General features: G+C 66.4%; 19 protein-coding genes. 14 read left to right on the top strand and 5 right to left on the bottom strand.

The annotated features are described in order from the left end of the window. The first annotated feature begins 11 nt into the window (after nucleotides 1–11). The 5 genes from glgX (at nucleotide 12) to QX128_RS29555 (ending at nucleotide 7048) form a co-directional block, all read left to right on the top strand. Nucleotides 12–2246 carry a glycogen debranching protein GlgX gene (gene glgX, locus QX128_RS29575; RefSeq protein WP_316239280.1) on the top strand — a complete coding sequence of 745 codons (2235 nt, stop codon included), beginning with the start codon at nucleotides 12–14 and terminating at the stop codon, nucleotides 2244–2246. A gap of 96 nt (nucleotides 2247–2342) precedes the next feature. Further along, nucleotides 2343–3416, top strand: coding sequence for a tartrate dehydrogenase (locus QX128_RS29570; RefSeq protein WP_316239279.1), 1074 nt, complete (start codon nucleotides 2343–2345; stop codon nucleotides 3414–3416). 171 nt (nucleotides 3417–3587) lie between these two features. Next, entirely contained in the window at nucleotides 3588–5006 is a 1419-nt protein-coding gene (gene pyk / locus QX128_RS29565; RefSeq protein ID WP_316239278.1) for a pyruvate kinase, read from the top strand. Between the two features lie 192 nt (nucleotides 5007–5198). Further along, on the top strand, nucleotides 5199–6011 hold the full coding sequence (locus QX128_RS29560; protein WP_316239277.1) for a UDP-2,3-diacylglucosamine diphosphatase: 813 nt from the start codon (nucleotides 5199–5201) through the stop codon (nucleotides 6009–6011). A 47-nt stretch (nucleotides 6012–6058) separates the two neighbouring features. After that, nucleotides 6059–7048 carry a threonine/serine dehydratase gene (locus tag QX128_RS29555; protein ID WP_316239276.1) on the top strand — a complete coding sequence of 330 codons (990 nt, stop codon included), beginning with the start codon at nucleotides 6059–6061 and terminating at the stop codon, nucleotides 7046–7048. Nucleotides 7049–7058: 10 nt separating this feature from the next. On the opposite strand, the gene QX128_RS29550 is transcribed toward QX128_RS29555, so the two are convergent. Further along, on the bottom strand, nucleotides 7059–8765 hold the full coding sequence (locus tag QX128_RS29550) for a caspase family protein (protein WP_316239275.1): 1707 nt from the start codon (nucleotides 8763–8765) through the stop codon (nucleotides 7059–7061). A 153-nt stretch (nucleotides 8766–8918) separates the two neighbouring features. Beyond that, on the bottom strand, nucleotides 8919–10538 hold the full coding sequence (locus QX128_RS29545; protein ID WP_316239274.1) for a hypothetical protein: 1620 nt from the start codon (nucleotides 10536–10538) through the stop codon (nucleotides 8919–8921). Nucleotides 10539–10613: 75 nt separating this feature from the next. Between QX128_RS29545 and QX128_RS29540 the strand changes: the two genes are divergently transcribed. Beyond that, the gene (locus QX128_RS29540; protein WP_316239273.1) at nucleotides 10614–11801 is read left to right on the top strand and encodes an MFS transporter; all 1188 of its coding nucleotides are present in this window, start codon (nucleotides 10614–10616) and stop codon (nucleotides 11799–11801) included. Here the strand turns inward: QX128_RS29540 and dgcA are convergent. Continuing rightward, the gene (dgcA, locus tag QX128_RS29535) at nucleotides 11783–12778 is read right to left on the bottom strand and encodes an N-acetyl-D-Glu racemase DgcA (RefSeq protein WP_316239272.1); all 996 of its coding nucleotides are present in this window, start codon (nucleotides 12776–12778) and stop codon (nucleotides 11783–11785) included. The two genes, QX128_RS29540 and dgcA, sit on opposite strands and share 19 nt — an antisense overlap. Nucleotides 12779–12936: 158 nt before the next feature. Here dgcA and QX128_RS29530 point away from each other — a divergent pair, with 158 nt between their 5' ends. The 3 genes from QX128_RS29530 (at nucleotide 12937) to QX128_RS29520 (ending at nucleotide 15871) form a co-directional block, all read left to right on the top strand. After that, on the top strand, nucleotides 12937–14070 hold the full coding sequence (locus QX128_RS29530) for an ABC transporter permease (RefSeq protein ID WP_315804354.1): 1134 nt from the start codon (nucleotides 12937–12939) through the stop codon (nucleotides 14068–14070). A gap of 6 nt (nucleotides 14071–14076) precedes the next feature. Further along, a complete protein-coding gene (locus QX128_RS29525) occupies nucleotides 14077–14847 on the top strand; it encodes an ABC transporter ATP-binding protein (protein WP_315804333.1) in 771 nt (256 codons plus the stop codon). Between the two features lie 151 nt (nucleotides 14848–14998). After that, nucleotides 14999–15871: an MlaD family protein gene (locus QX128_RS29520; protein WP_315804332.1), complete on the top strand. Its 873-nt coding sequence runs from the start codon at nucleotides 14999–15001 to the stop codon at nucleotides 15869–15871. A 302-nt stretch (nucleotides 15872–16173) separates the two neighbouring features. Here QX128_RS29520 and QX128_RS29515 read toward each other — a convergent pair whose 3' ends face one another. Further along, a complete protein-coding gene (locus QX128_RS29515; protein WP_316239271.1) occupies nucleotides 16174–21786 on the bottom strand; it encodes a methyl-accepting chemotaxis protein in 5613 nt (1870 codons plus the stop codon). Between the two features lie 415 nt (nucleotides 21787–22201). On the opposite strand from QX128_RS29515, the gene QX128_RS29510 reads away from it, so the two are divergent. Next, nucleotides 22202–22546, top strand: coding sequence for an Hpt domain-containing protein (locus QX128_RS29510; RefSeq protein WP_315804330.1), 345 nt, complete (start codon nucleotides 22202–22204; stop codon nucleotides 22544–22546). An 83-nt stretch (nucleotides 22547–22629) separates the two neighbouring features. Further along, nucleotides 22630–22950 (top strand): 2Fe-2S iron-sulfur cluster-binding protein, encoded by a 321-nt coding sequence (locus QX128_RS29505; RefSeq protein ID WP_006609837.1) that lies wholly within the window; start codon nucleotides 22630–22632, stop codon nucleotides 22948–22950. Nucleotides 22951–23000: 50 nt separating this feature from the next. Here QX128_RS29505 and QX128_RS29500 read toward each other — a convergent pair whose 3' ends face one another. Further along, on the bottom strand, nucleotides 23001–23465 hold the full coding sequence (locus tag QX128_RS29500; RefSeq protein WP_316239270.1) for a thioesterase family protein: 465 nt from the start codon (nucleotides 23463–23465) through the stop codon (nucleotides 23001–23003). 176 nt (nucleotides 23466–23641) lie between these two features. Between QX128_RS29500 and QX128_RS29495 the strand changes: the two genes are divergently transcribed. The 3 genes from QX128_RS29495 to QX128_RS29485 all read left to right on the top strand — a co-directional run bounded on the left by QX128_RS29495 (nucleotide 23642) and on the right by QX128_RS29485 (nucleotide 25905). Then, nucleotides 23642–24670, top strand: a complete 1029-nt coding sequence (locus tag QX128_RS29495) for an NAD(P)/FAD-dependent oxidoreductase (protein ID WP_315804328.1) — start codon at nucleotides 23642–23644, stop codon at nucleotides 24668–24670. Between the two features lie 171 nt (nucleotides 24671–24841). Further along, on the top strand, nucleotides 24842–25450 hold the full coding sequence (locus QX128_RS29490) for a DUF2147 domain-containing protein (RefSeq protein ID WP_315804353.1): 609 nt from the start codon (nucleotides 24842–24844) through the stop codon (nucleotides 25448–25450). Between the two features lie 74 nt (nucleotides 25451–25524). Then, nucleotides 25525–25905, top strand: coding sequence for a DUF3551 domain-containing protein (locus QX128_RS29485; protein ID WP_316239269.1), 381 nt, complete (start codon nucleotides 25525–25527; stop codon nucleotides 25903–25905). Nucleotides 25906–25939 lie beyond the last annotated feature (34 nt).

Genomic DNA, 25939 nt, shown 5'->3' with positions numbered 1-25939 from the left:
GGGGGCAAAGGATGGACCAACGCACCGATCACGGTGACGCTTTGATGCAGGCCGCGTTCAACCTGCGCAAGGCCAAGATCAGCGAAGGCCGTCCGTTTCCGCTGGGCGCGACCTGGGACGGTCTCGGCGTCAATTTTGCGATCTTTTCCGCGCATGCGACCAAGGTCGAGCTGTGCCTGTTCGACGACACCGGCGAGACCGAACTCGAGCGCATCGAGCTGCCGGAATACACCGACGAGGTGTGGCACGGCTATCTGCCGACCGCCCGTCCCGGCACGGTCTACGGCTATCGCGTGCACGGTCCCTACGAGCCCGACGCCGGCCACCGCTTCAATCCGAACAAGCTCGTGATCGATCCCTATGCCAAGCAGCTCGTCGGCAACCTGCGCTGGGGTCCGGAGCTGTTCGGCTATCAGCTCGACCACGCCGACAAGGACCTGTCGTTCGACGGCCGCGACAGCGCGCCCCTGATGCTGAAGTGCCGGGTCATCGATCCCGCCTTCACCTGGGGCACCTCGCGCAAGCCGGAAATTCCGTGGGAGCGGACGATCTTCTACGAGATGCACGTCAAGGGCTTCACCAAGCTGCATCCGCTGGTGCCCGAGGCCGATCGCGGCACCTTCGCCGGTCTCGCGCACCAGGACATTCCGGCCTATCTGCGCTCCCTCGGCATCACCTCTGCCGAGTTGCTGCCGATCCATGCCTTCATCGACGACAGCTATCTGGTCGAGAAGGGCCTGCGCAACTACTGGGGCTACAATTCGATCGGCTTCTTCGCGCCGGAGCCGCGCTATCTCAAGACGCCGCTCGCGACCGAATTCAAGACCATGGTCAACCAGTTCCACGCCAACGGCATCGAGGTCATCCTCGACGTGGTCTACAACCACACCGCCGAAGGCAACGAGCTCGGGCCGACCCTGTCGTTCAAGGGCATCGACAATGCCAGCTACTACCGGCTGATGCCGGACCAGAAGCGCTACTACATCAACGACACCGGCACCGGCAACACCGTGAACCTGTCGCACCAGCGCGTGCTGCAGCTCGTCGCGGACTCGCTTCGCTATTGGGCGACGGAGATGCGGGTCGACGGCTTCCGCTTCGATCTCGCCACCATCCTGGCGCGCGAGCCCTACGGCTTCGACGAAGGCGGCAGCTTCCTCGACGCCTGCCGGCAGGATCCGGTGCTGTCCAGCGTCAAGCTGATCGCCGAGCCCTGGGACATCGGTCCGGGCGGCTATCAGGTCGGCCAGTTTCCGCCGGGCTGGGCGGAGTGGAACGACAAGTTCCGCGACACCGCGCGCGCGTTCTGGAAGGGCGACGGCGGCACGCTGGCCGATTTCGCCAAGCGCATCTCGGGCTCGGGCGATCTGTTCAACAAGCGCGGCCGAAGGCCCTGGGCGAGCGTGAACTTCATCACCGCCCATGACGGCTTCAACCTCAACGACCTCGTCTCCTACAACGAGAAGCACAACGAGGCGAATGGCGAGGACAATCGCGACGGCCACAGCAACAATCATTCCTGGAATTGCGGCGTCGAAGGGCCGACCGAAGACCCCGAGATCACGGCGTTACGCGAGCGCCAGAAGCGCAATCTCCTGGCCACGATGCTGCTGTCGCACGGCACGCCGATGCTGCTGGCGGGCGACGAGTTCGGCCATACCCAGAACGGCAGCAACAATGCCTATGCGCAGGACAACGAGACCACCTGGCTCGACTGGATGGGCATCACGCCGCAGGGCAGGGCGTTGCGCGAGTTCACGCGCAAGCTGATCGCGATGCGCAAGGCCTTCCCGATCCTCTATCGCAGCCGCTTCCTGGTCGGCTCGCACAATGAGGAGCTCGACGTCAAGGATGTGACCTGGCTCGATCCGTCCGGCGAGGAGATGACGACCGAGCAGTGGACCGACGATCATGCGCGCTGTTTTGGCATGCTGCTCGACGGCCGCGCCCAGGAGACCGGCGTCAAGCGGCGCGGCTCGGACGCGACGCTCTTGCTGGTCTACAACGCGCATTACGACGTCGTGAACTTCACGCTGCCGTCCGTGCCCGAGGGCCACAACTGGCTGGCGCTGCTCGACACCAACCAGCCGGACGCGCAGCCGCAGTCGTTTCCGTTCGGGCATGTCTACGAGGTCACGGGGCGGTCCATGCTGGCGCTCGGCCTGTCCTCGGAGCAGCAGCCAATGCGCGGCCTGCGCCACGGCCTCGGCGCGCTGCTCGACATCGCGGAGGCGCCGCTGGGGTAGGGCGGCGACACAGCCCGGCGCCGGCTTGTCGTTCGCGGGATGTCGTGCAAAAGCTGTCCGGGTGAAACGCCCGGACAGAGGTCAAGAAAAGCTCAAATGCGCACCCATTCCATCGCCGCCATTCCCGCCGACGGCATCGGCCCCGAGGTCATCTCCGAGGGCGTCCGCGTGCTCGAGGCACTCGCCAAGCGCGCGGGCGACATCAGCTTCAACGTCAAGACTTTCGACTGGGGCTCGGACTACTACAAGAAGCACGGCGTGATGATGCCGGCCGACGGCCTTACCGAACTCAAGAAATTCGATGCGATCTATTTCGGCGCGGTCGGCGCGCCCGACGTGCCCGATCATATCACGCTGTGGGGTCTGCGGCTGCCGATCTGCCAGGGTTTTGATCAGTACGCCAATGTGCGCCCGACCAAGATCCTGCCCGGCGTGGCCTCGCCGCTGCGCAATGTCGGCGCCGGCGATATCGACTGGGTGATCGTGCGCGAGAATTCCGAGGGCGAATATGCCGGCATGGGCGGCCGCGCGCATCGCGGCCTGCCGGAGGAGGTGGGCACGGAGGTCGCGATCTTCACCCGCGTCGGCGTCGTCAGAATCATGCGCTACGCGTTCAAGCTGGCGCAGTCGCGGCCGCGCAAGTTCCTCACCGTCGTCACCAAGTCGAACGCTCAGCGCCATGGCATGGTGATGTGGGACGAGATCGCCGCCGAGGTCGCGCGCGAATTCCCCGACGTGAGCTGGGACAAGATGCTGGTCGATGCGATGACCGTGCGCATGACCCTGCAGCCGAAGAGTCTCGACACCATCGTCGCGACCAACCTTCACGCCGACATCCTCTCCGATCTCGCCGGCGCGCTCGCCGGCAGCCTCGGCGTCGCGCCGACCGGCAACATCGATCCGGAGCGGCGCTTCCCGTCGATGTTCGAGCCGATCCATGGCTCGGCGTTCGACATCACCGGCAAGGGCATCGCCAATCCGGTGGCGACGTTCTGGACCGGCGTGCAGATGCTCGAGCATCTCGGCGAGAGGGACGCGGCCGTGCGATTGATGGCGGCCGTGGAAAAGGTGTGTGCAGCCGGCATCCTGACGCCCGACGTGGGCGGCAAGGCGACGACCAAGGAGGTGACCGACGCCGTCATCGACGCGATCCACGGCTCCAACGTCTGAGGCGTGCCACTCTCTTGCACAATTTCGGCGTGTTCCGCGTCGCGCTTGCAATGGACGCTGCGGGGCGTATATCAGCGCTTCCGCTGCGTCAGCGCATGCTAATCACATGCATGTCATAGTGACGCGAGACACGGACTTAAGTGGCCTGGGCTTCAGGAGAAAGGACACATCATGCGTCGTCACCGTCGAGCCAAGATCGTCGCGACTGTCGGTCCCGCGAGCAATTCTCCGGAGATGCTGAAAGCGCTGTTCCTCGCCGGTGTAGACACATTTCGTCTCAATTTCAGTCACGGCACGCAGGCCGATCACGCCAGGGTCCATGCCGCGGTCCGCGCCCTCGAGAAGGAGGTGCAGCGGCCAATCGGCATCTTGATGGATCTGCAGGGTCCGAAGATTCGTGTCGGCACGCTGCGCGACAAGAAGATCCAGGTCGAAGCCGGCGAGACGATTCGGTTTGTCCTCAACGGCACCGAGGGCGACAAGACGTCGATTCCGTTGCCACATCCGGAGATCTTTGCGGCGGTCGCGCCCGGTCACGATCTTCTGATCGATGACGGCCGCGTGCGGGTGCGCGTCATGGGCCTCGGCGACGACTGGATCGAAGCCAAGGTGATCGTCGGCGGCGCGATCTCCAATCACAAGGGCGTCAATCTGCCGGGCACGATTCTGGAGCTGTCGCCGCTGACGGCCAAGGACCGCTCCGATCTTGCCTTTGGGCTCGACCTCGGCGTCGACTGGGTGGCGCTGTCGTTCGTGCAGAAGCCGTCCGACGTGCTGGAGGCGAGGGGCCTGATCAATGGCCGGGCCGGCATCATGTCCAAGATCGAGAAGCCGGCGGCGCTGGAGCGCATCGACGACATCATCCAGCTGTCGGACGCGATCATGGTCGCGCGCGGCGATCTCGGCGTCGAGATTCCCAACGAGGACGTGCCGGGCAAGCAGAAGGAGCTGGTGCGCGCCTGCCGGCTCGCGGTGAAGCCGGTGATCGTCGCGACGCAGATGCTGGATTCGATGGTCGCGACGCCGACGCCGACCCGCGCCGAGGTCTCCGACGTCGCGACCGCGATCTATGACGGCGCCGACGCGGTGATGCTGTCGGCGGAATCGGCCAGCGGGCAATACCCGCGCGAGGCGGTCGCGATGATGGACAGCATCATCAAGGCAACCGAGGGCCACAAGATGTACCGCTCCATCGTCGAGGCGACGCAGCCGGGCGAGGAGCAGACCGCACCGCATGCGGTGGCGACCGCCGCGGCCGACCTGGCGTCGGCGATCCACGCCAGGGCGATCGTGGCCTATACGTCGAGCGGAACTTCGGCCTCCCGCGTTGCGCGCAAGCGGCCGAGCCTGCCGATTCTGGCGATCACGCCGAACGAGGACACCTCGCGGCGCATGTGCCTGTTGTGGGGCGCGCACAGCGTGCTGTCGCAGGACGTGCAGAACTACGAGGAAATGGTCGAGCGCGCGACCTTCTTTGCCATGCAGGAGGAATTCGCGGAAGCCGGCGACCTGCTCGTCGTCGTCGCCGGCATCCCGTTCGCGCAGGCCGGCACCACCAACAATCTGCGCGTCGTCACTATGCCGAGATAGGACGCCGATTTTCCCTGTTCGCGCCGCCCGCCTGTCGCCTGATTGTCGCACCCCGCTGGTATCGCGGGGCAGTGACGAGGGACGTCGCGAGTCGTCGCACGAGCGGTGTCCGGTCGCGGTCCGGCAGGATGGGTTCTGCCGGTGCGGCCGTTCGTCATCGCAGTGTCATCAGGGGCTGTTAGGTGGGCGCGCATGGGACTTGAGACTGCTGGTGAAGAAAGCCCGGCTCGGCGCTTTCGGACGTTGTTCATCTCGGACGTTCATCTCGGAGCCCGCGGCTCGCAGGCCAATCTCCTGGTCGATTTCCTGCGCCACCATGATGCCGATACGATCTATCTGGTCGGCGACATCATCGATGGCTGGGCGCTCAAATCGAGCTGGCATTGGCCGCAGTCGCATAACGACCTGGTGCAGAAGATGCTGCGCAAGGCGCGCAAGGGCGCCAAGGTCGTTTACGTCCCCGGCAATCACGACGAGTTCCTGCGCGGCTACTACGGCACGCATTTCGGCGGCATCGACGTCGTCGAGAACATCGTGCACACCGGCACCGACGGAAAGCGCTATCTGGTGATCCATGGCGACATCTTCGATCTGGTCGTGCAGAACGCGCGCTGGCTCGCCCATCTCGGCGACAAGGCCTACGATTTTGCGATCCAGATGAACCGGCTGGTCAACTTCTTCCGCCGCATGTTCGGCGTGCCCTATTGGTCGCTGTCGCAATGGGCCAAGCAGAAGGTCAAGAACGCGGTGAACTATATCGGCGCGTTCGAGACGGCACTGGCCTCCGAGGCGCGGCGGCATGGCGCTGACGGCGTGATCTGCGGCCACATCCATTGCGCCGTCATCCGCGACCAGGACGACATCCGTTACATGAATTGCGGCGACTGGGTCGAGAGCTGCACGGCGCTGGTCGAGCACGAGGACGGCCGTTTCGAGATCCTCACCTGGACCGATCCGCAGCGGCAGCCCGCGCCGGTTCCGCAGCTGGCCGCCCGCGCCGCCTGACACCGGCTCCCTTGCCTCTCGGCAATCGGGCGCGGTAAAATAGGGATATGACAGCTCATTCCCCGATCCTGCCCGTGACCGCCGCCGACATCGATGCGGCGGCACGCGTCCTCGCGCCCGTGGCCGTGCGGACTCCGCTGCTGCCGGCTCCCGTGCTCAACGAGCGGTTCAAAGCGAACGTCTTCGTGAAGCCGGAGGTGCTGCAGCGGACCGGCTCGTTCAAGTTCCGTGGCGCCTACAACAAGCTGGCGTCGATCCCGCAAGCAGCGCGCGGCAACGGCGTCGTCGCATTCTCCTCCGGCAATCATGCGCAGGGCGTCGCCCATGCCGCCACATTGCTGGGCATGGACGCCACGATCGTGATGCCCTCGGATGCGCCGGCGGCCAAGCGCGAGCGCACCAAGGCGTTCGGCGCCGACGTCGTGCTCTATGATCGCGACCGCGAGGACCGCGAAGCGATCGCGCGCGGCATCGCTGCAAAGCGCGGCTCGACGGTGGTGCCGCCCTATGACGATCCCTTCGTCATCGCCGGGCAGGGCACCGTTGGCCGCGAGATCGCCGACGACCTTGCTGCGCTCGGCCTGTCACCGGATCTGGTGATTGTGCCTGCTTCCGGCGGCGGGCTGCTTGCCGGCGTCTCGACCGCGGTGAAGGCGCGATATCCGCAGACGCAGATGATCGTTGCCGAGCCAAGCGGCTTCGACGACCATGCGCGCTCGCTGCGGGCCGGTCACCGCGAGGCCCACGATGCAAAGGGCCGGACCATCTGCGACGCGCTGATGGCGGCGATTCCGGGCGAGATCACCTTCGCGATCAACAGCCAACTTCTGTCGGCTGCGGTCGAGGCCTCGGATGAGGAGGTGGGGCGGGCGGTCGGCTTTGCCTTCCGGGAGCTGAAGCTCGTGGTCGAGCCCGGCGGGTCGGTCGGGCTCGCGGCATTGCTGGCCGGCCGGCTGGACGCGGCGGGCAAGACTGTGGTGATCGTGCTCTCCGGCGGCAATGTCGACGCTGAGCTCTACGCCCGGCTGATTGCCTGACGATCAAGCCTCAGCGAAAGCCGAGGCCGCCTCTTGTCGATCCTCCACCACCCATCCGCGGTCCGGACTGCGCGACGTGCGGCGCGCCCCGCGTCAGGCCGCCTTGACCCCGCGCCATCGACGGATGCGACGCGTTGATGTTCGGCTTGAACGGTCCGGAATTGCCGGGGAAGGGACGCCGGACCTCGCGGGTGTCGAATGGCCGACCAGGACTGCGCTTCAGTGGGTCGCGCTGGATTTTCGTAGTCACGGGCGGATTTGCCGGCGGCATGATCCTGTCGCGCAATTTCGTCTGAGAGATCGGCCCGGGATCGACGACCTTTTTGGGAATCGCGTTGTTGACGGCATCGCCTTTCGTGACGACCGTGGGCGGCAGCGGCCCGCGCGGCGGCATGGTGGTGGTCGGCAGCTTCGGCTGCGGGATCTGGGCGCCCGGATTGAACGGTCGCGCGATCGGCGCCAGTTGCGGCGGCATCATGAGGCGGCTCGGCTGCAGCAAGGGGATGGGCCGAGGCTGCCCCTGCAGCCGCAGCGCGACCGGCGCATATGGACTGTCGGCATAGGATTCACGGAAGCTCCGATAGGCGGCCGGCGAATTCGCCAGTACGGCCTCGTGCCACGCCGCGGCCTGCACGAGGCCGGCGAGCAGGGCGCGGATGCGGTCGGCGAGCGGATCGCGCGGATACATCGCGATGAACTCGCGATAATATTGCGGACGGTTCTCCGACAGCACGTAGTCATAGGCCTGCCGCACGGACCGGCTGGGCAGGTCGGCCGCCATCTGGATCACCGGCGCATTCTCGGCAGGGCGCGCGGCCGCGACCAGCGTATCCCCGAAGAAGGTGAATTCGCCGGTGAGCGAAGAGCTTTCCCACGGCGTCTGCCGGCCGTCGGTGGTCTGGTTGACCTGCAGACGGATGCGCTTGAACAATTGCTCGATCGGCAGGTTCGGCTGTCGCGCGAGGTCGAGGAAGGCCTGCGCATAAGGGCTGTGCTCGCCGCGGCCGTCGAGCGCCTCCGCGCCGGGCGAGGTCGAATATCCGAGGATGGAGCCGTTCGGCGCGTCGACGATGGCCAACCCGCGTCCGGCATCGTTGATGGCAGGGAATGGATTGTTGCGGCAGGCGTCCAGCACGACGATCCGCATGCGGCTCGGGATGGCGTCGAGCGTTGCCATCAGATCCACCAGCCGGATGGTCCCCGTCGTCAGGTCGGAGGGCGCTGAGATACGGGCATCGATCGGGATTAGATAGTTCTCCCCCGCGAGCTGAACCCCATGGCCGGCGTAGTAGACCATTGCCACGGTGTTCGGCCCGTGTGCTGCCACCCGGCTCGAAAAATCCTCCACGACCTTGAGCATCTCGTTCTGCGTCAGGTCGGTCGCCGTGATCACCTCGAAGCCGGCCGAGTTCAACAGCTTGGCAACAGCATGGGCGTCGTTGTCCGGGTTCTCCAGCGGCGGCGCGTTCTGATAGCCCGCATTGCCGATCACGAGCGCGACGCGTGGCTCGGCTCCTTGAGGGATCGCGGCGGGCCTGTTGCTCTCCCTTGCCGGTGAGGGAGCTGCCAGCGCGCGCGGTGGCGTGTGAAGGTTGTCGAGCTCACCGCCGGCGGCGAACGCCGAGTCCGGGCCGATCCAGGCCATCAGGCCCAGAAGCGCGGACATGAGCAGGGATTTCCAGGCGGACGTTACAGCGCGAAATTTCGGAACGGGCACGGCGTTCTCCTCGAGCATGCGCAAAGCGAATGGCTTGAGGATCAGGCTACGCAGATCACGCAGTGGCGTACGTGATCAGCGTCACCCATCAACGCGGCACCCTTGGTGCTCAGTGATCGAGGTTCAACAGGAGGTGGCCGAGATGCTCTCGGCCTACGAGAAGAATGCGATCTTCTCAGGCTGGGTCATGCGACGGATCGGCGCCAGCGAGTCATTGGCGGGCGCCTGTGGCCGCTGCAGAAGGCCGTTCGACAGGAGTGTCGATCCCAGCGACGGCTCGTAGGCAGGCTTGGGCATCGCGGATGCGCTGGTGCTGTGAGCCGCGGCGGCGGTCGGGCGGAACTGCTGGCTCGGCAAAACGTCGGCCTGCGGGGCCGCTGCGGGAGATTGAGCTGCGACCGCAGCCGCCACGGCGGCCAGGGTCTCGATGGTGATCGCCTCCGGAAGCGGTGGCGATACGGGCGCGCTGGGGATTGGCGCCGGGACTGGAGGCGATGCCATGCGCGGGGCCGCCGTGGGCGGGGCCGGCATCGGAGGGGCAGACATCGACGGAGCAGACACCGGCGGGGCAGACACCGGCGGGGCAGGCATCGTGGGCGCAGCCGGAGCCGGCGCCGCCGTGGCAACCGGGGCTTCTGCCGTGGTCAGCACGAGATCCGGCTCCGACGGCGCTGTCTCGCTGAAGCTCGCGACGATGTCGTCGTCGACCGAGGTCGGCTCCTCAATGTCGAAGCCGAGCGTCCTGACCCGGCTGAACTCCTCGTCGTCGATCGGGTCGAGGACACCCATCTCCGCCGCGACCAATTCCAGAATAGCTTCGTCTTCGGCTTCTGCGGCGGCGGCGTCATCCAGGGCCGCCGCGGCGTGCTGCTCGATCTCGAGCAGGGCTTCGTCCACCGACGGCTCCGTCGCAGCTTCCGGGGGCTGCACCACTGCCGCAGTTTCGGCGTCAACGATCCTGGCGTCGACTGCTGCGGCCGCCACGATCACAGCGTCAGCAGCCGAGGAGGTCTCAACCACTTCCATCGCGGCCACCGCCGCAACGAGCGGAATGGCGATCTCGAGCGCTGCCTGGGACGCCTCGCTCTGTTCCGGTGCAGGCTCCGGCTCCGAGACCACCATCTCGGCGGACGGACTTGATGCGACATAAGGCGCTGGCGAAGCGGCGGCCTCGGCCGCCGGACTGATCTCGTCGGCCGCAGGCGGAACGCTCGCTTTCTCCGCCTCGAGCTCCTTCAGCCGCGTCTTGATGATCTCGAACGCCGCAAGCAGCGCGAGCTTGGGGTCGGCGCTCGCAAGCTGATCGCAGGCGGCCTCGATCGATGTCACCTGCGAATCGATCAGGTCACAGATCCGGGAATCGGCGCCGATCTCGCGCCAGCGCCAGGAAATCTCCTTGATGATTCGGATGCCCTTGCGCACCGGCGCCAGGTTCTGCTCGAGGGCCATGCGGTCGACCGCAGAGGCGGCGGCCAACGCGGCGTCTTCGACCGTGGCGCGGATCGCGGCGAGCGCTTCGGGCAGCGCCTTGCTGTCCGCCTGCTCGAATTCCTGCTGCTGCTGACGCTGCGAGGCAAGAGCGTGCTCGATGCGGGCGACGGCGTCGAGCACCATGCTGGTGTCAGCATTGCGGTTGCGCTTGGCATATTCACCGAGGAACCAGCGGCCTCGGGACGTCTCCATGAAGGCGTCGCGGATCGCCTCGTAATCGGCCTCGTTCGGCTGAGCCGCACGGGCGGATATCGGCGAGAGGGCGAAGACTTCATCGACCATGGCAAACCTATCGCGCACATTGCTGCGCGTTGGCATAACGATCACCATGATATTGATCGAATCGCAATTGAATTGATGCCACTGTCCCGACAAATCTCCACCACATCGCCGGTATTGTCGCGCCGATTCGCGGACAGGTTGGGGCTGTTCTATGGCGCGGTGTTCATGCTGTCGGGCACGCATCTGCCGTTCTTTCCCGTATGGCTACGGGCGATCGGGCTGGATGCCGCATGGATTGGCGTCATCATTGCGGTTCCCGCCGTAACCCGCTTCACCGTCCTGCCGCTGATCACTGCGGTCGCCGAGCGCCGGCAGGCCCTGCGCACCGCGATGGGGCTGGCCACCTTCGCAACGGCATCGGGCTTTGTGGTTCTTGCCTTCCAGCGCGAACCCTGGCTGGTATTCCTGGTCTACGTGGCGACCTGCTGCCTATGGACACCCGTTGTCCCGCTGACGGACGCCTATGCGCTTCGTGGCGTGATGAGCTATGGCCTGAACTACGGTCGCCTGCGGCTGTGGGGATCGGCGGCCTTCATCGCTGGAACGCTGCTGTGCGGCGGGCTGGCCGATCTCGCGCCGTCGTCCGAGCTGATCTGGATCATCGTCTCGGTTGCGCTGTGCGGTGCGGCAAGCAGCCTGCTGCTGCAGGCGCTGCCGCCCTTGCCGCAAGGCGCCGCCCCGTCCCGGGACGGCCGCAGTCTGCTGGGCAATCCGAGCTTCCTCTGCATCATCGCAGCTTCGGCGCTGATTCAGGCCAGCCATGCGGCCTACTACACGTTCTCCGCCATCGAGTGGAAGGCGCAGGGCTTCAGCGGGCTGACCATCGCTTGGCTCTGGACCATGGGCGTGCTCGCCGAGATCGTCGTGTTTGCCCTGTCGCCACGGTTCACGCTGGCGCCCGCCAGCCTGGTCATGATCGGTGCGATGGCGGCCGTGCTGCGCTGGAGCCTCACGGCGCAGGAGCCGCATGCGGCGGGGCTCGCGGCGGTCCAGATCAGCCATGGCTTCACTTTCGGGCTGACGCTGGTCGGAACCATGGGGCTGCTGGTGCGCCAGGTGCCGGCGCATCTGACCGCGCGCGGGCAGGGCTATTATGCCGCCGCCAGCGGCGTGGTCGGCTCGGCGGCGTCGGCCCTCTCGGGGCCGGTCTATGCGGCCTATGGCCCCGGCGTCTACTACGTGATGGCTGCGATGGCCGGAGCGGGCGGCGCGCTGATGTGGCTCGCGCGCCGCGGCGTCTCGCTTCAGCCCCACAACGCCTGATCGGGCGGATAGACCAGGCTGTCCTCGTAGTGCAGGCCGTGCTCGCAATCCTCGGCGAGCAGCAGCGGTCCGTCCAGATCGACGAAACGGGCGAACGGCGTCAGCAGCATGGCCGGCGCCATCGACAGCGACGTCGCCACCATGCAGCCGACCATGATGTCGAAGCCGAGCGCGCGCGCGGCATCGGCCATGGCAAGCGCCTCGGTGAGTCCTCCGGTCTTATCGAGCTTGATGTTGACGGCGTCGTAGCGCCCACGCAGCGCGTCCAGCGAGCTGCGGTCGTGCACGCTCTCGTCGGCGCAGACGGCGAGCGGGCGCGCGATCCTTCCGAGCGCTTCGTCGTTGCCTGCGGGCAGCGGCTGCTCGACCAGCGTGACGCCGGCGGCGGCGCAGGCTGCGAGATTGGATTCCAGGACGGCCTCGGTCCAGGCCTCGTTGGCGTCGACGATCAGTTGTGACTGCGGCGCCGCGGCTCGCACGGCTGCAATCCGCGCCGGATCGCCGTCGCCGCCGAGCTTGATCTTGAGCAGCGGGCGGTGCGCGGCCTTGGCCGCAGCTTTGGCCATCACATCGGGGGTCCCGAGCGAAATCGTGTAGGCCGTGACGCACGGCGCCGGTGCGCGGCGTCCGAGCAGGTCCCAGATGCGCCGGCCGTTTCGTTTGGCTTCGAGGTCGAGCAGCGCGCAATCGAGGGCATTGCGCGCCGCGCCCGGCGGCATCGCCGTCTGCAGGGCGTTGCGGTCGAGACCAGAGGCGATCGCATCGCGCATCGCGAGCAGGGCGCTCAGCGCCGCATCGGGCGTTTCGCCATAACGCGGATAGGGCACGCATTCGCCGTGGCCAACCATCGTCCCGTGTCGCAGCTCCGCGATCACTGTCACGGCTTCGGTCTTGACGCCGCGGCTGATCGTGAAGCTGCCGGCGATCGGCCAGTGGCCGATCCGGGCGTCCAGTATTGGAAAACCGTTGGAAGTCATTTGAAAGTCTGGCGCTTTGTGAACCGGAATGAGGCGCTTGGGACTTGCGCGATGTGACCGACTATGGCTGTTGATAGTGGTCTCCGGCAAGGTGGTAGCGACGCGGTGGGATTTTTCTCGTCAAGGAGCGGACGTCCAAGGCTCCGAGGATGGCCGTCGTGAAGGGCGGCCCTGATCTGCAGCGCAGTGGCGATGGCAATGCGCTGTCGCTGCGCGCGACCGGCGCCTGGACTGCGCCCTTTGCGCCGTCGCTCGAACGGCTCGTCGCCGATGCCGAAAAGCTCGCCGGCAAGAAGATCGATGTCTCCATCGACGTCTCCCAGGTGTCCAAGCTCGACACGTTCGGCGCCTGGCTGATCGAGCGGCTGCGCCGCAGCTTCACGACCGGAACCGTCGAGGTCCGGATCGATGGGCTCTCTGCGAACTACGCCAGCCTGGTCGACGAGGTTCGCCGCGTCAGCACCGCGCCCAATGGCGACGCGACGATGGTGACCATCACCGGCATGCTCGGCCAGATCGGTCTCAGTGTCGCCGGCATCTTCGGCACGGTCGCCGCACTCATCGACATGCTCGGCGCCGTGATCGTCGCTAGCGGCCGGGTCCTCATTCATCCCCGCAGCTTCCGACTGACCTCGACCATCCATCATCTCGAGCAGGTGTGCTGGCGTGCGGTGCCGATCATCGTGCTGATCACCTTCCTGATCGGCTGCATCATCGCTCAGCAGGGCATCTTCCATTTCCGAAGGTTCGGCGCCGACATCTTCGTCGTCGACATGCTCGGCGTGCTGGTGCTGCGCGAGATCGGCGTGCTGCTTGTGGCGATCATGATCGCCGGCCGGTCGGGCAGCGCCTACACGGCCGAGCTCGGCTCGATGAAGATGCGCGAGGAGATCGACGCGCTGCGCACCATGGGCTTCGATCCGATCGAGGTCCTGATCCTGCCGCGCATGCTGGCGCTGGTGATCGCGCTGCCGATCCTGGCCTTCCTCGGCGACATCGCCGCGCTCTATGGCGGCGGGCTGGTGGCCTGGTTTTATGGCGGCGTCGATCCCGAGGCCTTCCTGCTGCGCCTGCGCGATGCGATCTCGATCGATCATTTCAAGGTTGGCCTGCTCAAGGCGCCGGTGATGGCTGCCGTGATCGGGATCGTCGCCTGCGTCGAAGGACTGGCCGTGCAGGGCAGCGCCGAGTCGCTGGGGCGCCACACCACTTCGTCGGTGGTGAAGGGCATCTTCTTCGTCATCGTGATGGACGGCGTGTTCGCGATCTTCTTCGCCGCGGTCGGGATGTGAGCTGAGATGGTGCAGCAGGTCTCCGATCCCATCATCCGCGTGCGTGACGTCACCGTGCAGTTCGGCAAGACGCGCGTGCTCGACGGACTCGACCTCGACGTCAAGCGCGGCGAGATCCTGGGCTTCGTCGGTCCCTCTGGCGCGGGCAAGTCGGTGCTGACGCGCACCATCATCGGCCTGGTGCCGAAGCTGTCGGGCAACATCGAGGTGTTCGGCGTCGATCTCGACGCCGCCGATCGTGCCGGCCGCCGCGCCGTCGAGCGGCGCTGGGGCGTGCTGTTCCAACAGGGCGCGTTGTTCTCCTCGCTCACGGTGCGGCAGAACATCCAGTTCCCGGTCCGGGAGTATCTCAAGGTCTCGCAGCGTCTGCTCGACGAGATCATGATCGCAAAGCTGGTGATGGTCGGATTGCGGCCCGATGTTGCTGATCGTTTCCCGAGCGAGCTGTCGGGGGGCATGATCAAGCGGGTCGCGCTGGCACGCGCGCTCGCGCTCGATCCGGAACTGGTGTTCCTCGATGAGCCGACCTCGGGACTCGACCCGATCGGCGCCGGCGATTTCGACGAGCTCGTCCGGACCCTGCAGCGCACTTTGGGACTGACGGTTTTCATGGTAACCCATGATCTCGACAGCCTGTATACGGCGTGCGACCGCATCGCCGTGCTTGGCGACGGCAAGATTATCGCCGCGGGATCGATGGCCGACATGCAGGCCTCGGAACATCCGTGGCTCCGACAGTATTTCCACGGCAAGCGTGCCCGAGCCGTGATGGGGTAGCGCGACGCGCCCCAGGGACGATTTTTGTGAGCGGGAGTGGGGACTGCCGCGACAAAGTTGATGGGGTGGGTGCCGCTGTCCGGCGCCAACCGACAGTGCGCGGAAGCGGGGGCTGGATGACCGCCGTGACGTGCCGGTACCGGAGTTGGTAATGGAAACGCGGGCGAATTACGTCCTGATCGGGTCGTTCACGCTGGCAGTGATTGCCGCGGCGATCGGGTTTGTCCTCTGGTTTCAGAGCCTGCACACGACCAAGCAGCGCAGCCCGCTGCGGGTCGTGTTCGAGGGGCCGGCCGCGGGTCTGCGCAACGGCGGCAGCGTCAACTTCAATGGTATCCGGGTCGGCGAGGTCATTTCGGTCAAGCTCGACAATCCGCGCCGCGTCGTGGCGCTGGCGATGGTCGAGAACAACGCGCCGATCCGCAAGGACACCCTGGTCGGGCTCGAGTTCCAGGGCCTGACCGGCGTCGCCGCGATCTCGCTGAAGGGCGGCGAGGAGGCTGCGCCGCCGCCGCCGCTCGACGAGGATGGCGTGCCGGTGCTGCGTGCCGATCCGACCCGGCTGCAGGACGTGACCGAAGCGATCCGCGCCACCTTGCAGAACATCAACAAGGTCGTCGCCGACAACCAGGACGCCGTAAAGAACTCAATCAAGAATCTCGAGGTGTTCACCCAGTCGCTGGCCCGTAATTCCGAGCGCATCGATGGCGTCATGAGCCGGGTCGACGGCATCATGGGCAAGGCCGATACCCTGATGCTCGGTCTCAACACGCTGGCCGGCGGCAAGGATGGCGGCGAGCTGTTCCTGACGGTGAAGTCGATCCGCGAGCTCGCCGAGGATCTGGACAAGCGCTCCGGCGCGCTTATGGCCGATGGACGGCGTACGCTGTCCGACATCAGCCGCGCCGTGAACAATTTCGACCGCAATCCGACCCGGGTCCTGTTCGGCGCCAGCAACTCCAGCCCGAGCAACGCCCAGGCCTCGCAGCCGGCGCCCGCGCCCTCCGCCAGCGGACGGCGGTGAGGCCTTGGCGAATAGGGAGTAGCGAATAGGGTGCGTGAGCTCTCCTGCCGCGCGCCGCTGGTGGCTCCTTGGTCGGTGCGTCGTCGTCTCGTCTGACGGACCGTGACGTCCGAGTCCTGGGCGACCTCGACTGCAGGATGCGCCACCCGGCGCCAGGCCTTCCTGTCCGGTTGAGCGGAAGCGGGGCGGGAACGAGCGAAGCCGGAAAAAGCGTTGCTGGACCTGCAAAAGCAAAACGGAGGCCTCGCGGCCTCCGTTTGTTTTTCGATCGTTGGTCGGCTACTCGCCATTCGCCCCCTTCGTCACGCCAGCCTTCCGGCGGCGTGGGCGAGCAGGGTGTAGACCAGCCCGGTCTCCGAGGTGAGCTGGGCACGCAGCGCCTGCGGATTGCGGTCGTCGCGGGCGACCTCGTCGAGCAGTCGCTCGAACTCGGTGATGTAGCGGTCCACCGTCTGCTTGAAGGTGCGGTCGGCGCGGTACTTGCGGGCGACCTCGTCGAATGCCTTCTGGCCGGCCGGGGTGTAGAGACGCTTGGAGAACGCCTTGGTCTCGCCGCGCTGGTAGCGGTCCCACATCTCGGCCGCGAGATTGCGGTCCATCAGCCGGGCGATGTCGAGCGACAGCGACTCCAGTGGATTGCCCGACTGCTGCGCCGGACCGCGGCCACGCGGAGGCTGCGGCTGGCCGGCGGTGCTGTTGTCGGCCCGGTTGAGCAGGTCGGACAGCCAGTTGTCGCTGCGCTGATCGGCGACCGGACCCATCGGCGGCGCTTCGACCCGGCGTGGCTGCGGCGGCGGGGCCGGCGGCTGCATGCCGAGATCCGGCGGCGGCAGGTTGGCGACGCTGGTCGCAGCCGGCTCGCGCAGGCGCATGTCGGGCCGGCCGCCGACGGCTGCGGCGACGATCGGCTCTTCCTGACGGATCACGGCGGCGGGCGCGGCGACCGCGGCGGGGCGCGACGCGCTGACCACGTCGAGGCCGCGGCCATGATGGGCGACGATCCGGTTGAGCTCGGCCAGCGCCTCGATCTGGTCGACGATGACCTTGCGCATCTGCGCCGTGCTCTCGGCGGCCTCCTGCGGCATCTCCAGCACGCCGCGGCGCAGCTCGTTGCGCGTCGCCTCGAGCTCGCGATGCATCTCGGCGGTCATCTGCTTCATGCTCGACACCAGCGTGGCGAACTTCTCGGCCGACTGCTTGAACATCGCATCGGCTTCCTGCGTGCTCTGCTGGTAGATCTCCTGCATCTGCGACGTGGTGAGGCGGCGCTCCTCCTCGGCGTTGGTGCGGATGGCTTCGAACTGGCGGCTGAGCGCGGTGGAGCCGGCACCCGCCGTTTCCGCCACGACGCGGGCGATGTCGCGGGCGCGCTCCTCGGCGGCCGCCAAGGACTCGTCGAGCAGGGTGGTGAAGCGGGTCAGACGCTGGTCGAGATCGGCCGTGCGCAGATCGATGGTGGTGACCAGCGATTCCAGCGTCGTCTTGCGATCCGAGATCGAGACGGTCGCATCGCGGTTGCTCTGCTCGACGATCGCCGCCGCCTCGATCAGCGCCTTGCCATGCGCGTCGAACTGGCTGGACAGCGAGTTGAGATCCTCCAGCGCCCGCGACGTCTTGGAGTTGAACACGTTGAGCTGGTCCTCGAGCGTCTGCGTCGCGGTGCCGTTGCGCGCGGTGACGTCGTTCATCGCGGTGACGAAGTCGGCCACCCGGGTGACCAGCGCCCGCTCCAGCGAGTTGAGGTTGTCGTGGGCTCCGGTCAGGACCTCCTGCAGCAGGATGTTGCCCTCGCGCAGACGCTCGAACAGGGCGACCGTGTCGGTGCGCAGGATCTTGCTCGTCTCCTGCATCTCGGTGACCGCGGCCACCGAGACCTGGCGCGACTGCTCGATCGCCGCGCGCGAGGCCTGCTCCAGCTCCTTGAGCGACTTGGTGATCGCGGTGGTCGCAAGCTCGCCCGCCGAGGTGATGGTGCGGGCGACCTCGGAGCCGTTGCCATTGACGCTCTGGGCGAAGTTCTGGCCGCGCACCTCGATCGCCTTCAGCGCGTCGGTGGTGACGCGATCGATCTCGATCGTGAGTTGGTTGGTCTTGGAGTTGAGCGCCTCGACCAGGGTGCCGCGCTTGCCGTCGAGCATCTGCGACAGCCGCTCGCTCTGCTGCTGCACATAGGTGACGATCTCGTCGGTCTTGCCGGTCATGGCCGAGCCGAACGAGTTGCCGGCGGCGAGCACCGAGCGCTCGATCTCGGTCGAGGTCGACTTGACCCGCGTGGAGACCTCGTTGGAGGCGGCGACGAGCGCGCTCTGCGCATTGAGCGCGCTGCTCTGGATCGCGTCGGTGGTGTTCGCCGCGACGGAATTGATGACGCGCTCGATCTCCGACGACATCGCCTTGAGCTGGCCCGCGGTGTCGGTGGAGGTGGCCGTCAGCAGGTTCTGCGCCTCGCGCGCGCCGCCGACGATCACCGCGACCGTCTCGGTCGTGGTCGTCGTCAGCACCGCCTGGGCTTCGCGTGCGCTGCCGACCAGGGTGGCCGCGGTGTCGGCCGACGTGGCGGTCAGCGACATCTGCGCCTGGCGCGCGCTGTTGAGGATCGAGGTCGCGGTATCGGCGCCGACGGACGACAACGTCCGCTCGACGTCGACGGCCAGCGACTTGACGTGCTCGGTTGCTTCCGTCGAGGCGGTGACGAGCTTCGACTGGACGTCGCGGGCGCTGTCGACGATCGCCGCGGCCGTGCTGGTCCCGACCGCCGCGAGCGTGCGCTCGACGTCGGCCGCCAGCGACTTGACGTGATTGGCCGCTTCGGACGAAGCGCTGATCAGCGTGTTCTGCGCTTCCCGGGCGCCGCCGGTGATCGTTTCCGCGGTGGTCGTCCCCGCGATCGACAGCGAGCGCTGGACGTCGACGGTCAGCGCCTTGACCTGTTCGGCCGCTTCGCTCGATGCCGCGAGCAGGGCATGCTGGGCATCGCGAGCGCCCGCCGTGATGGCTTCGGCGGTTTCCGTCCCGGCACTGGTCAGCGAGCGCTGCACGTCGGCTGCGAGCGACTTCACGTGGTCGGCTGCGTTGGAGGAGGCGGACACCAGCGTGTTCTGGACCTCGCGCGCACCGGCGAGGATCGAGGCTGCCGTGGCCGAGCCGGCGGCCGTCAGCGCCTGCTCGACGTCGACGGCGAGCGACTTGACGTGGGTGGCGGCGTCGGAGGAGGCGGACACCAGCGTGTTCTGGGCCTCGCGCGCACCGGCGAGGATCGAGGCTGCGGTGGTCGACCCTGCCGCCGTGAGCGTACGCTCGACGTCGGCCGACAGCGACTTGATCTGGTCGGCGGTCTCGCCGGAGGCCGCGACCAGCGCGGCCTGGGCCTCGCGCGCACTGGTCAGGACGGCCTCGGCCGCGCCGCTGCCTGCGTTCGACAGGGCACGCTCGACCTCGGCGGACGTGTTCTTCAGCTGCGAGCCGACGTCAGTCGAGACGTTGAGCAGCGACTGCTGTGCCGAGCGGGCACCGGTCTGGATCGTCTCGCTGGTGTTGACCACGAGGTTTGTGAGCGCCCGCTCCGCATCTTCCACATGCGACTTGATGCTGGCGGACAGCAGCTCGGCGCGGGTCATCAGCTCGTCGCTGGCCTGACGGCCGCTGCTCTCGATGCGGCCGGCCACGGCCTCGACGCGCGAGCCCAAGAGGTCCTCGAACTGCGAGACGCGCTGGTCGATGTCCTTGGCGATCGAGCCGACGCGGGTCTCGATGCCCTGATGGATGTCCTGGAAGCGTGCGGTGACGGCTTCGGTCAGCTCGTAGCTGCGGCCGTCGATGATGTTCGACAGGCTGTGGATGCGCTGATCGATGGCTTCGAGCGCCTTGTCGGTGCCGTCGGTCAGCGAGGAGGTCAGAATGTTGAGGCGGGAATCGATCGACTGGATCGCCTGCGCCGAACCGTCGGTCAGCGAGGTGGTCAGAACGGTCAGCCGCGAGTCGATCGCGTGCAGAACCTGCGCCGCGCCGTCGGTCAGCGAATTGGACAGGGTGCCGAGGCGGCCCTCGATCGTCGAGGTGACCGAGGTCGCGCGGGTGTCGAAGTTCTCCTCGAGCGACTTGAGGCGGCCCTCGACGCTGTCGTCGAAGGTCTTGATCTTCGCATCGAGCGAGGTGTCGAGGGTGGTGATGCGGGCCTGCAGATTGGTCTCGAACTGGTTCAGCCGCTGATCCAGCGTCGCCGTGATCTCACCGCTGTTGGACGACAGCCGCGTATCGAACGTGTCGACATAAGACTTGAGATTGTCGGAGATTTCCTGGGTCCGCTGGCCCATGCGCTCGACGATCTCGCCGCCATAGGTCTTCACCGTGCGGTCGAACTCTGTGATGTGCCGGGTGATCAGCGCGCCCAAGGTCGAGCTGTCGCGTGCGAAGCGCTCGGCGAGCTCGGTGCCCTGGTTCTTCACCAGCTCGTCGAAGGCACTGATCTGGATCGACAGCGTGTCGTGGGTGCTCTCGGTCTGGCTGACGACCTTGGCGACCAGCGAATTGACGGTCGCATCGAGCGACTCGCTCGCCTTCTCGCCTGACGTGACGATGTGGCCGGACATGCGCTGGCTCGCCTCGTCGATCTTGGTGACGAGATCGCCGCTGCGCAGTTCGAGCTCCAGCAGGAGGGACTCGCCGGAGGCCTTGAGCTGGTCGTGGAGCTGCTCGGTGCGCACCGAAATGCCGTCGACGATGGCCGCCGTGCGCTGCTCGAACTCGCCGGTGATGCGGTCGATGCGCTCGTTGAGCATCTCGTGGACTCGGTCCGACAGGTCGGCGAACTCGTCGTGGACGTGGCCGGTCTTGAAATTGAGGCTGGTGGTGAGCCGCTCCGAGGCGTCGAGCACGGCGCGGGTGGTCTCGGCGCTGGCCTCTTCGAGCCGGTCGAGCAGATCGCCACCGCGCTCGCCGAGCGCGAGGATCATGTTGTCGCCGGCGTTGCCGAGCGCGGCCGTGATGTGGGCGCCGCGCTCTTCCAGCGCGCCGGTGATGCTCTTGGCGACCTCGTCGACCCGCGACGCGATGGCGTCCGAGATCAGCGCGATGTCGTGGCGAAGGTCGATCTGGACGCCCGAGATGGCGCTGCGGACCTGCTCGGCCTGGCCGACGAGGTTGTCGCGCTGGTGGGCGATGTCCTGCAGCAGGGCGCGGATGCGGACCTCGTTGTCGCTGTAGGCGCGCTCGAGGGCCGCGACCTCGTTGGCGACCAGCATCTCGAGCTCGCCCGCGCGCGCGATCGCGCGCTCGACGCCGTCGCCCATCGCCGCGACCTCGCGGCGGATGGCCTGGCCGACGGTCACGATCGAATCGCTGACGGCGCCCTCCGGCTCTGAGAAGCGGATCGCCACCTGCGCCATCGACTGCGCGATCATGCGCAGCTCCTGGCCGCGCCAGGCGAGGCTCGCGAGGAAATAGAACAGCAGAACGGGTGCGAAGAACACCGCGGCGAGGCCGGCGAGCACCAGCACGCCGCCGCTCTGGCCGATCAAGGCCTGCAAGGCGGGCAGGAAACCGATGGTCAGCAGCACGCAGCCGACGATCCAGATGCCTGCAAAGGCGGTTGCCAGCGTGTACACGCCGCGCGACGGGCGGCCCTTCTGGATCGCCTGCAGCAACTGGCCGATGGTTTCGCGGTCGTCATTGGCCGGACGGCGCGCGGCGAGCGGCGGCGGCTCAATCTCGTCAAGGCTGCTGCGATCGATGCCCGGACGGGAGTCGAACGAATCCAGGCTCGACACGCCGTTCGGCATGATCGGCGGGGCTCCGTCAGCGTGGACCGAGCTCTGCGAGTCCGTGGGCGCGGACGAATCGCTGATGTTCAAAGCCTCCTGAATGGCGGACAGCGCAACTTCAGTCGGGTCTTTGACCTTTTTCGGAGTGTTCGCCATGTTGAGTCCGAGCCCTCGTCTTAATTTCGATCCGGCGAGCCGCGTACGAGTGCCCTCTCGCAACGCTCGAACCGGACGTCATCCCTCGCAGGCACCAGGGGTGGCAAATTCCGCCAGGTGACCCACTCCATCCGGGCATCATCCTATTGGCTGTGCCTGTTGAAAGAAATGGCCGTGGTTAAGAGATTCTTAATCATCGTTAACAGCAGCCGCCGTTAACGCTTTAGAAGTTCTGCGAATTCCCGTTTCTGCCGCGATTGGGGCGGAGCCGGGCCCAAATCGCGGCAACCCCGCGGCAATTGGGCCGGTAACAATGCATTAACCATTGTCGTGCTTGGCTTACCACAGGCGCGCGCGGCGCGCCTGCCCGGACCGGATTGCCGCCATGATTCCCGACCTTTCACGGATCGAATGGATGCCCTCGCCCCCGCTGGTTCCCGACGACGGGCCGATCAGCCTGGACCTGCTGCGCCGGATGACGCTCGGCGACAGCGCGCTCGAGCGCGAGGTGCTGGCCATGTTCTCCAGCCAGGCCGTCCGCCTGCTGGAGCGGTTGCAGGTGATGCCGGAGGATGCCGCCACCGTCGCCCACACGCTGAAGGGCTCGGCCCGCGCCGTCGGCGCGCTCGACGTCGCCGACGCGGCGGAAGGGCTCGAAGCGGCGCTGCGGGCGGGCGATCCGGCCGATGCGCTGGCCTGGCTCGGCACGGCGATCGCGCAGGCCCGCGCGGCGATTTCGGAGATGCTCGGCGCGGCCTGAGCGGCCGGCGGCAGCACTAGCGCGGAGCGGAGCGGTCCGTTATAGGACAGCCCGACCTCATTTCCTGCGCAGCACGAGCACACATGGCCAAGATCACCTTTGTCGACCATACCGGCGAATCCCGAACCGTTGACATCGAGAACGGCGCGACCGTGATGGAAGCGGCAATCCGCAACGCCATTCCCGGCATCGAGGCCGAATGTGGCGGCGCGTGCGCCTGCGCGACCTGCCATGTCTATGTCGACGAAGCCTGGCGCGAGAAGGTCGGCCCGCCGACCCCGATGGAAGAGGACATGCTCGATTTCGGCTACGATGTCCGGCCGAATTCCCGTCTTTCCTGCCAGATCAAGGTCTCCGACGAACTCGACGGCCTCGTCGTCTCCACCCCCGAGCGTCAGGCCTGACCGGTCGCCTCGCGCCCTCGTCGCCGCGCCTCCGATGATCGCCGCCAGGCCTATGCCGGCGGCGCGATCGTAACGCCACGGCGGACCCAGGGCTGTAGCGCAGCAATGAGATTCGGCGTGAGCGGCGCCGGCTTGCGCGTTACTTCGTCGATCAGAACCATGACCGCGGTGGCCGACGCCACGCAGCGCCCGTCCGAGAACACGACCTGCTCGCAGGTCACCGACGTGCGCCCCAGCCTCACGACCCCCAGTCCCAGCTCGATGGTGCCCGGCCAGCGCAGTTCGGCGCGGAAATGCATGTCGAGCCGCACCATGATCCAGGCCAGCCCCTCCTGTCCGAGGCCGTGGCGCGGGTCCTTCATCAGGGTCACCCGGCCGGTCTCGAAATAGGTCGCGTAGACCGCATTGTTGACGTGCTGGTTGGGGTCGAGATCGCCGAAGCGGACATTGTCCGTGAGGCGGTAGGGAAAGTCCTCCAGGCGTGGCGCGTGGTCGCGGCGGGCCGTCTCTGTCACCGATTGATCTCCATCATTCATATCCCCTTCAAACCCGGCTAAGCCCGCCGCTGCAAGCCGCGCGCGCGAGCAGGGGCCGGCTTTTGTGCCTTCCCTGCGACCACCCCGTTGGCTACAAATTCGGAACCGCCATCTGCCGCCCTCTGTCGAGCGGCGCCTCCAACGAGAAGAGCGACATGAGCGAAGCGATCAAGACCGATGTGCTGATCATTGGCGCGGGCCCTTGCGGACTGTTTGCCGTTTTTGAACTGGGGCTGCTCGACATCAAGGCGCATCTGATCGACATCCTCGATAAGGTCGGCGGCCAATGCGCCGAGCTGTATCCGGAGAAGCCGATCTACGACATTCCCGGCGTGCCGATGGTGACGGGGCAGGGCCTCACCGATCAATTGATGGAGCAGATCAAGCCGTTCAGTCCGACCTTCCATCTCGGCGAGATGGTCGAGAAGGTCGAGAAGATCGGCGATCCCGGTTTTCGCGTCACCACCGATGCCGGCAAGGTGTTCGAGTGCAAGGTCGTGGTGATCGCCGCCGGCGGCGGCTCGTTCCAGCCCAAGCGTCCGCCGGTGCCGGGCATCGAGGCCTACGAAGGCACCTCGGTATTTTATGCCGTGCGCAAGATGGAGCAGTTCCGCGACAAGCATGTCGTCATCGTCGGCGGCGGCGATTCCGCGCTCGACTGGACGCTCAATCTGCATCCCCTTGCCAAGCGCATCACGCTCGTCCATCGCCGCGACGACTTCCGTGCCGCGCCGCACAGCGTCGAGCAGATGCGCGCGCTGGTCGCGAGCGGCAAGATGGATCTGCGCATCGGTCAGGTGACCGCGCTCGAAGGTGCGAACGGTCAGCTTTCCGCGGCCACCATCAAGGGCAACGACAATGCGGTCGAGACCGTGCCGTGCGAGATGATGCTGCCGTTCTTCGGCCTGACGATGAAGCTCGGCCCGGTCGCCGAGTGGGGCCTCGCGCTCGAGCACAATCTCATTCCGGTCGAGACGTCGGCGTTCGAGACCTCGGTGCCCGGCATCTTCGCGATCGGCGACATCAATACCTATCCCGGCAAGATCAAGCTGATCCTGTGCGGCTTCCACGAGGGCGCGCTGATGGCGCAGAAGGCGCACCGCTACGTGTATCCGGAGAAGCGGCTGGTGTTCCAGTACACGACGTCGTCGTCGAGCCTGCAGAAGAAGCTCGGCGTCAACTAATTCGTTCGCACAGTGGAACCCGGCACCGCCGGACCAACTCAAATGTGAAGAAATGTTTCCTGCGCGTGCCGGTTTCACCGGCGCGCCAGACCTGTTATGGGCTGGAACGATGCTCGAAACGGCCGTACTGTGCGGCCATTCATTTTGTGACTTGGTCAAGGTGAGATGATGATGCGCAATGCGTTTCCCCGACTTCGGCTGGTGCCTGGTGTGACGAAGCTCGCGATCGGCGCGCTCGTTGTTGCCGGTGCTCTGCTGACGCGGCCTGCGCTCGCGGCTGAGCCGACCGCGGCCGGTCTGTGGCAGAAGGTGGAGGATGGCAGGCCCGTCGGCTGGTTTCTCTTCATCGACCACGACGGCGTGTTCGAGGGCGTGATCGCCAAGACGTTTCCGCGTCCCGGCGACAATCCGAACGAGGTCTGTTCGAAGTGCAGCGATGACCGCAAGAATGCGCCGGTGCTCGGCATCTCCTTCGTGCGTGACATGAAGCGCGAGGGGCTGAAATACGAAGGCGGCAACGTGCTCAACCCGCGCGACGGCAACATCTGGAAGGCCAACATGCGGGTCACTCCGGATGGGCAGTCGCTGATCCTGCACGGCTATCTCGGCATCTCGCTGTTCGGCAAGGACGAGACCTGGACCCGCCTGCCGGACAGCAACATGGCGCAGATCGATCCGGCGATCCTCGCCAAATATCTGCCCTCGCAGGCGACGACGGCAACAGGCCCTGCCACCAAGCAGGCGCCGCCGATGATGAAGAAGCCGGCTGCAATCAAGTAGACGGCTTCCGAACTACGACCGTCGCTCCGGGCCGACAAGGGAGCGCGATCTCGGACACCGCGTCGGCGAAGAACTTGATCCAGGTCAAACGCGTGGTCGAGGACAAGGTCTCCATGATCATCCGAGCGTTGCTTGCCGGTGGTTGTGCGGGCCATTGGCCGCAGCGGTCGGAATTCGAGAAGGGAGCGATGCTGATGCTGCGTTGGATAATCGCGGGGAGCGCGGCCATCTCCATGATCCCGATCGCCGCTGCTCAAACCCATGATTCCAATTATCCTGTCTGCCTACAAAAGTGGGAATGGGGTGGTAGCACCTCTTTCGAATGCACCTATACATCCTGGGATCAGTGTCGAAGGGCAGGTTGGGGTCTCGCGGCCATGTGCGTGAACAACCCATATTGGGCACAACGACAATCAGGATCGCTTGGCGGTGGTCGCCGCCGACTTGCGCGCTGAGCGTTGGGACGTCGAGGGGGCGGCCCAGCTCTCC

This window comes from Bradyrhizobium sp. SZCCHNR1015, assembly GCF_032489875.1.
Taxonomy (GTDB): Bacteria; Pseudomonadota; Alphaproteobacteria; order Rhizobiales; family Xanthobacteraceae; genus Bradyrhizobium.
Note: the sequence above shows the minus strand (reverse complement) of the source record. Positions and strands in the feature narration are given on the sequence as shown.

Bases quoted from the DNA above. Each gene is read 5' to 3' on its own strand.
- QX128_RS29520 (WP_315804332.1), top strand. From the start codon at position 14,999: ATGGAAACGCGGGCGAATTACGTCCTGATCGGGTCGTTCACGCTGGCA.
- QX128_RS29505 (WP_006609837.1), top strand. From the start codon at position 22,630: ATGGCCAAGATCACCTTTGTCGACCATACCGGCGAATCCCGAACCGTT.
- QX128_RS29570 (WP_316239279.1), top strand. From the start codon at position 2,343: ATGCGCACCCATTCCATCGCCGCCATTCCCGCCGACGGCATCGGCCCC.
- QX128_RS29525 (WP_315804333.1), top strand. From the start codon at position 14,077: ATGGTGCAGCAGGTCTCCGATCCCATCATCCGCGTGCGTGACGTCACC.
- QX128_RS29545 (WP_316239274.1), bottom strand. From the start codon at position 10,538: ATGGTCGATGAAGTCTTCGCCCTCTCGCCGATATCCGCCCGTGCGGCT.
- QX128_RS29495 (WP_315804328.1), top strand. From the start codon at position 23,642: ATGAGCGAAGCGATCAAGACCGATGTGCTGATCATTGGCGCGGGCCCT.
- QX128_RS29515 (WP_316239271.1), bottom strand. From the start codon at position 21,786: ATGGCGAACACTCCGAAAAAGGTCAAAGACCCGACTGAAGTTGCGCTG.
- QX128_RS29560 (WP_316239277.1), top strand. From the start codon at position 5,199: ATGGGACTTGAGACTGCTGGTGAAGAAAGCCCGGCTCGGCGCTTTCGG.
- pyk (WP_316239278.1), top strand. From the start codon at position 3,588: ATGCGTCGTCACCGTCGAGCCAAGATCGTCGCGACTGTCGGTCCCGCG.
- QX128_RS29490 (WP_315804353.1), top strand. From the start codon at position 24,842: ATGCGCAATGCGTTTCCCCGACTTCGGCTGGTGCCTGGTGTGACGAAG.
- glgX (WP_316239280.1), top strand. From the start codon at position 12: ATGGACCAACGCACCGATCACGGTGACGCTTTGATGCAGGCCGCGTTC.
- QX128_RS29555 (WP_316239276.1), top strand. From the start codon at position 6,059: ATGACAGCTCATTCCCCGATCCTGCCCGTGACCGCCGCCGACATCGAT.
- QX128_RS29540 (WP_316239273.1), top strand. From the start codon at position 10,614: ATGCCACTGTCCCGACAAATCTCCACCACATCGCCGGTATTGTCGCGC.
- QX128_RS29510 (WP_315804330.1), top strand. From the start codon at position 22,202: ATGCCCTCGCCCCCGCTGGTTCCCGACGACGGGCCGATCAGCCTGGAC.
- dgcA (WP_316239272.1), bottom strand. From the start codon at position 12,778: ATGACTTCCAACGGTTTTCCAATACTGGACGCCCGGATCGGCCACTGG.